The sequence below is a fragment of the Nonomuraea basaltis genome (assembly GCF_005893125.1).
Lineage (GTDB): Bacteria > Actinomycetota > Actinomycetes > Streptosporangiales > Streptosporangiaceae > Nonomuraea > Nonomuraea basaltis.
Genome location: NZ_VCJS01000440.1, coordinates 1 through 4359, shown reverse-complemented (window position 1 = coordinate 4359; position 4359 = coordinate 1). Strand labels below are relative to the sequence as shown.

Here is a 4359-nt window from a genome sequence, read left to right as displayed (position 1 = left end):
CAAACGCTGGATCACCCGCTGGAAAGCCGCTCTCAACGCCTTCGCCATCACCTTCGAAGGCCGCCTGAACCCGACCACCCGATAGAACTAATTCAAGATCGAGTTACACCGTTTACTGGACAGGCCCCGGCCTCCTGCACGCGGTAATGGACTAGCAGTTGAATGGCGTTGCGACTCACTCAGAGTCGCAACGCCAGACCCGGTTTAGCCCTCTAGCTCTAGCCCCGTGATGGCACTTGAGTGCAATCGCGAGACGTGATCGGCTTCGCCACCGGCCTGGTCATCTCTCGCCAGAAGACCGGTGCCAGGCAGGGCGGCAGTACGCGGGGTCCATGCCGGCGATCCGGTGTTCGCGCCCGTCCTCGTCGATCCAGACCTGCTCCTGGTGGAGCAGGTCGAACCAGTCTGTGATGCCGCTCATTCATTGATGAGGTCGAGCCATGGGCCGAGCGGCTGTTCGGGGAGGGTTTCGCCGGGATGGCCGGGAATCGCTCGGGGCATGATGAGGGCGAGGAAGGCGCGGCCTTCGGTGGCGATGATAGGGCCGTTGGTTCCGCGCAGGTGGATGTTCATCGGCTTGCGGGGCTTGGCGAGGGCCTTGGCGGGCCCAAGCTTTGCCAGGTGGAAGGGGTCGATCATGAGGCGGTCGGTGAGGACGTCATCGTCGGTCAGGTGGTCGGTGATGGCGCTCCGCCAGGGCAGTTCGCTGGGGCGGGCCGGGATGTGGACCTCGGTGCGCCCATAGGCGAGCGTGATCTTTCTCGGTTCGATGGCGAGGGAGACGCGCGTCTTGTCGTCGATGGTGTCGAGGCGGGCGCCGATCGTGTCGGCGGGCACGGACACGCGGACGGCGAATTTCGCGGATGTGGCGGTGAGCGACTGCCGGACGATGGCGAGGGACTTGCGGTCGGTGCCGATGAGCAGGAGTTCGTTGTTGACTGCCTCGATGTGCAGGTGGGTGACGGGGGCCGGGGAGGTGGCATCCTCACGTTCGGCGACGAACGGGAGGACGGAGCCGGCCAGGGCCTTGAAGCGGGCTCCGCTGGTGTGGAGCAGCGCGGCCGGGCCGGTCACGGTGATGGTCACGGGAGTGTTCTCCGGGCGGGGATGGCGGGGCGGCGGTGGTGCCGCCACGGCGGGTTGTCAGTCTGTGGCAGCGACGTCGGCGGCGAGTTCGTCGATGAGGTCGCGGGTGGCCCTGCCCCCGTTCTGCTCGATCAGGTACAGGATCTGGGAGTCGAGGCCGCTGTTGTTCATGTCGCTGGCGTGCGCGGCGGCGGTGTCGTGGATGACGTCGAACAGGTCTTCCGCATCGACACCCCGGTGTTCGGCGTAGCCGACGAGGCCGTCGAATTCGAGGGCGACGTTCGCGAACGCTTCGCAGACCTTGTTGCGCTCGGCGATCAACCGAGTGAGGACTGCGCGGATGGCGGACCAGCCGGTGGTGGCGCCGGTGGCCTCCTTGAGGTCCACAAGGTCGATGAGATCGGACTGGAGGGTGCAGCCGGGGGCGAGGGTCACGCTGAGGAGAAAGTCATCGTTGCGGGAGTCGGCGACGCACCAGAGGGACATGTCGGTGATGGCGTCGATGCGGCGCTCGTCATCCTCGGGCAGGTCGTGACGGAGCGCGTTGTGGGCGCGGATGAGGACGGCGTGGACGTCGTCGAACTCCCGGACGGCGAAGTTCGGTGCCAGGTTGGCGGTGGCGAGGACAAGGTCCCACTGGGCGTCCGTGAGGGTGATGGGGCGGGTGTCGATCACGAGGTTTCCTTGGGGGTGCGGAGGGCCGCCTCGTCTAAGCGACGAGGCGGCCAGGTGGGTTAGCTGATGGCGGCGGCGGTGATGAGCTGGGCCGCCGCCTCGAACGCCTGGTAGCGCGTGAGGTCGCACACGTCGGAGAAGTCGGTGAGGTCGAGATGGACCCGGCCGTCCCGTGCGCTGAGTACCGTCAGCGGGCCGTCCTGCATCGCGTCGGGCGACACCTCGGAGATAACGGCGCAGAAGTGGACTGCGGCGCTCTCGTACACCTCGCCGTCCTGGGCGGGTGTGGCCTTGATGTCGAGGACGTTTCCGCTGCTGGTGAGATTGAGGTAGCTGCTGGCGGTGTCGTCCAGTTCGTTGTCGGCGGCGGTGAGCGCCTGAGCGATCATGGACGCGTCGGGGCGGGGCAGGAAGGTGCCGATGAGCGCGCCGACTGCTTCGGGGATGCTGGACGTTGCGATCGCCTTCTGAAGGCGAGCCATCTCGTCGTCAGTGAGGGGCCGACCTCCCCACTGTTCGATCTGCTCGCGGGGGATGACGATGTTCGTGCTAGTCACGTGGATTTCCTTGTGGGTTAAGCGATAGGGGTCGGGCGTGGCGCGCGGGCAGGCGCGGGTGCGTGGTGGAGAACCTCTTCGCCTTCCCCCGGGCAGATGCGGTGGAAGGTGCAGCATCCGGCCTGGCACGTGGGGCACAGGCCCTGCTCTCCCTTCGGTGCCATGCAGGGTTCGGTCGCCTGGGTGCAGAAGCACGTCAGGCGGGCGGCCATCTCGCGGAGGTCCTGCATGCAGCCGGGGTGAAAGCGCGAGGTTTTGGGTGTGCTCATGTGTTCACTTCCATGCGGTTCAGGCGGCCAGGGCCAGTAGGGCGCGGCGTGCGGTGGCGCCGGAGCGAACTCCGGCGCCTCCAGCGTGAGTTGCATGGTCAGGCGGCGCCCATGAAGGCGGCGCGGTAGCGCTGCATGATGGGGTGGATCTCGGCGTTCACGTCGTCGGTTGGGCGGCCGGGCTGCGCGTGCTCGGTGAGCAGCGACAGGTAGACGATCGCGAGCGGGCCGATGATGTCGCTGGGGAACACCTCGCTGTAGTCCCACGGCATGCCGATGTCCTCGGTGGCGTCCTCAGCCAGGCGGGAGATGCGGACCTCGCTGGTCTCCTCGTTGACGATGATCTCGGCCTTCTTGCCCCGGTAGGTGCGCAGGTGCGGGTGGCCGGTCTCGATGTGGCCGGGGTCGATGAAGCCGGGCGGGAAGCCGACGAATTCGAGTTCGGCGGCGAGGTGGCCCGCGTAGGCGAAATTCATGCTCACAGGTGGGATTCCTTCCGGTCACAGCCAGGAGCGCCGCTCACTCCCCGCTGACTGATCAAAACATTAGCAGTGTTCTTTAGCGATGTCTACACGGTGCCAGAATTGAAGGAATCCTCCAGCGCGACCAGGTCATCCGCCTCTTGGCCCTCGTGTTCGACCAGCACGGCCACGATCGCCAGGTCCTTGCGCGCGATGACAAGGTCCTGGCCGGTGCGAGCGCGGGCAGCGATTGGCGCGAGGACCTGGCGCAGGCGCGTGAGGCGGCCGGCGAGGCGCTGGTTCTCCTGCTCGGCGTTGAGTGCGCTCGTCAGTGCCTCGGCCTGGGCGATGCGGAGGGCGGCGATGCGCCGGCGGGCGAGGATCCAGGAGCGGAGCAGCAGGATCAGCGCGATGTTGACGCTGATGATGTAGAGCACCAGCGCGGTATCGGGCGTCACGTCATCGCCCTGGGGCGGGGTTGGCCAGGCTGTGGTGCGGGCATGAAAATCCTCCCGGCGGTGTCGGCTGGCCGGGAGGATGTCGCGTAGACGCGGCTTACGTCTCGCTTCGATTAGGGGATGGGTCGAGCTTCACGTTGCCGCTGACCGCCGCGGTGGTCAGGCGGCTTGCGTCCGCCCCGGTGCTCGTCAGGCCGCAGCCGATACGGGGTACTTGCGGCGGCGGGCGGGCGGGTTGGCGCGCAGGCCGGCCTGTTTGAGGTAGCGGCGGATGGTGGATTCGCTGACGCGGTGCTGTGTGGCGATCTCCGCCACGGTGAGACCCGCCTGGTTGTCGGTGATCACTTTGGTGACGTTGACGTGCTTGGGGCGGTTCTGGGGCCTTCTGAGGGGTACCTGTGCGGCTGCGGCGATCTGGGAGATGCGCGCGGAGGTGAGCCCGAAGGCGGCGGCGATGTCCTTGACAGGCATGTCGCCTTGGTAGAGCTCGATGATGCGTGCGTCGCGGTCGGAGGTGGGTGCCACGGTGTGCTCCTGGGCGGGTGTCTGCCAGCAGGTGCCGCACTGGCAGACGAGTCGGGGATCGTCGGTGTCGTCCGGGTGGTGTCCGGTACAGGCCGGGCATCGGGACGGCGGGGGTGGTTGGCCGGTCATGGCCGGTGCTCGCGGATGCGGGCGACGGCGAGGGCGACGCACCAGGCGAGCATCGCGGCGGGGACGAGCCACGGGCCGGCGCCAGTCAGGACGACTCCGGCGATGGCGGCGATGATGGCCGTCCAGCCGATCCAGAAGGTGAGGTCGATGGGGGTCATGAAGTTCTCCGGTTGGGGGCGGCCGCGGTGGGGGCGGCCGC

Annotated in this window: 8 protein-coding genes; all 8 read right to left on the bottom strand. The window is 67.5% G+C overall.

Annotated features, from left to right (window positions below; genetic code table 11):
• Positions 1-280: 280 nt before the first annotated feature.
• The gene (locus tag EJK15_RS72375; protein ID WP_171075413.1) at positions 281-421 is read right to left on the bottom strand and encodes a hypothetical protein; all 141 of its coding nucleotides are present in this window, start codon (positions 419-421) and stop codon (positions 281-283) included.
• Positions 418-1086 (bottom strand): hypothetical protein, encoded by a 669-nt coding sequence (locus EJK15_RS67865; RefSeq protein ID WP_138720699.1) that lies wholly within the window; start codon positions 1084-1086, stop codon positions 418-420. Before EJK15_RS67865 ends, EJK15_RS72375 begins: the two co-directional genes overlap by 4 nt.
• 57 nt (positions 1087-1143) lie before the next feature.
• Positions 1144-1761, bottom strand: coding sequence for a hypothetical protein (locus tag EJK15_RS67860; RefSeq protein WP_138720698.1), 618 nt, complete (start codon positions 1759-1761; stop codon positions 1144-1146).
• A gap of 59 nt (positions 1762-1820) precedes the next feature.
• Positions 1821-2318: a hypothetical protein gene (locus EJK15_RS67855; RefSeq protein ID WP_138720697.1), complete on the bottom strand. Its 498-nt coding sequence runs from the start codon at positions 2316-2318 to the stop codon at positions 1821-1823.
• Between the two features lie 367 nt (positions 2319-2685).
• The gene (locus EJK15_RS67850) at positions 2686-3069 is read right to left on the bottom strand and encodes a hypothetical protein (protein WP_138720696.1); all 384 of its coding nucleotides are present in this window, start codon (positions 3067-3069) and stop codon (positions 2686-2688) included.
• Between the two features lie 86 nt (positions 3070-3155).
• Positions 3156-3506 (bottom strand): hypothetical protein, encoded by a 351-nt coding sequence (locus tag EJK15_RS67845; RefSeq protein ID WP_138720695.1) that lies wholly within the window; start codon positions 3504-3506, stop codon positions 3156-3158.
• A 189-nt stretch (positions 3507-3695) separates the two neighbouring features.
• The gene (locus EJK15_RS67840; RefSeq protein WP_138720694.1) at positions 3696-4031 is read right to left on the bottom strand and encodes a helix-turn-helix domain-containing protein; all 336 of its coding nucleotides are present in this window, start codon (positions 4029-4031) and stop codon (positions 3696-3698) included.
• Between the two features lie 125 nt (positions 4032-4156).
• The coding region (locus tag EJK15_RS72370) for a hypothetical protein (protein ID WP_206062294.1) at positions 4157-4359 on the bottom strand (203 nt) is incomplete at its 5' end.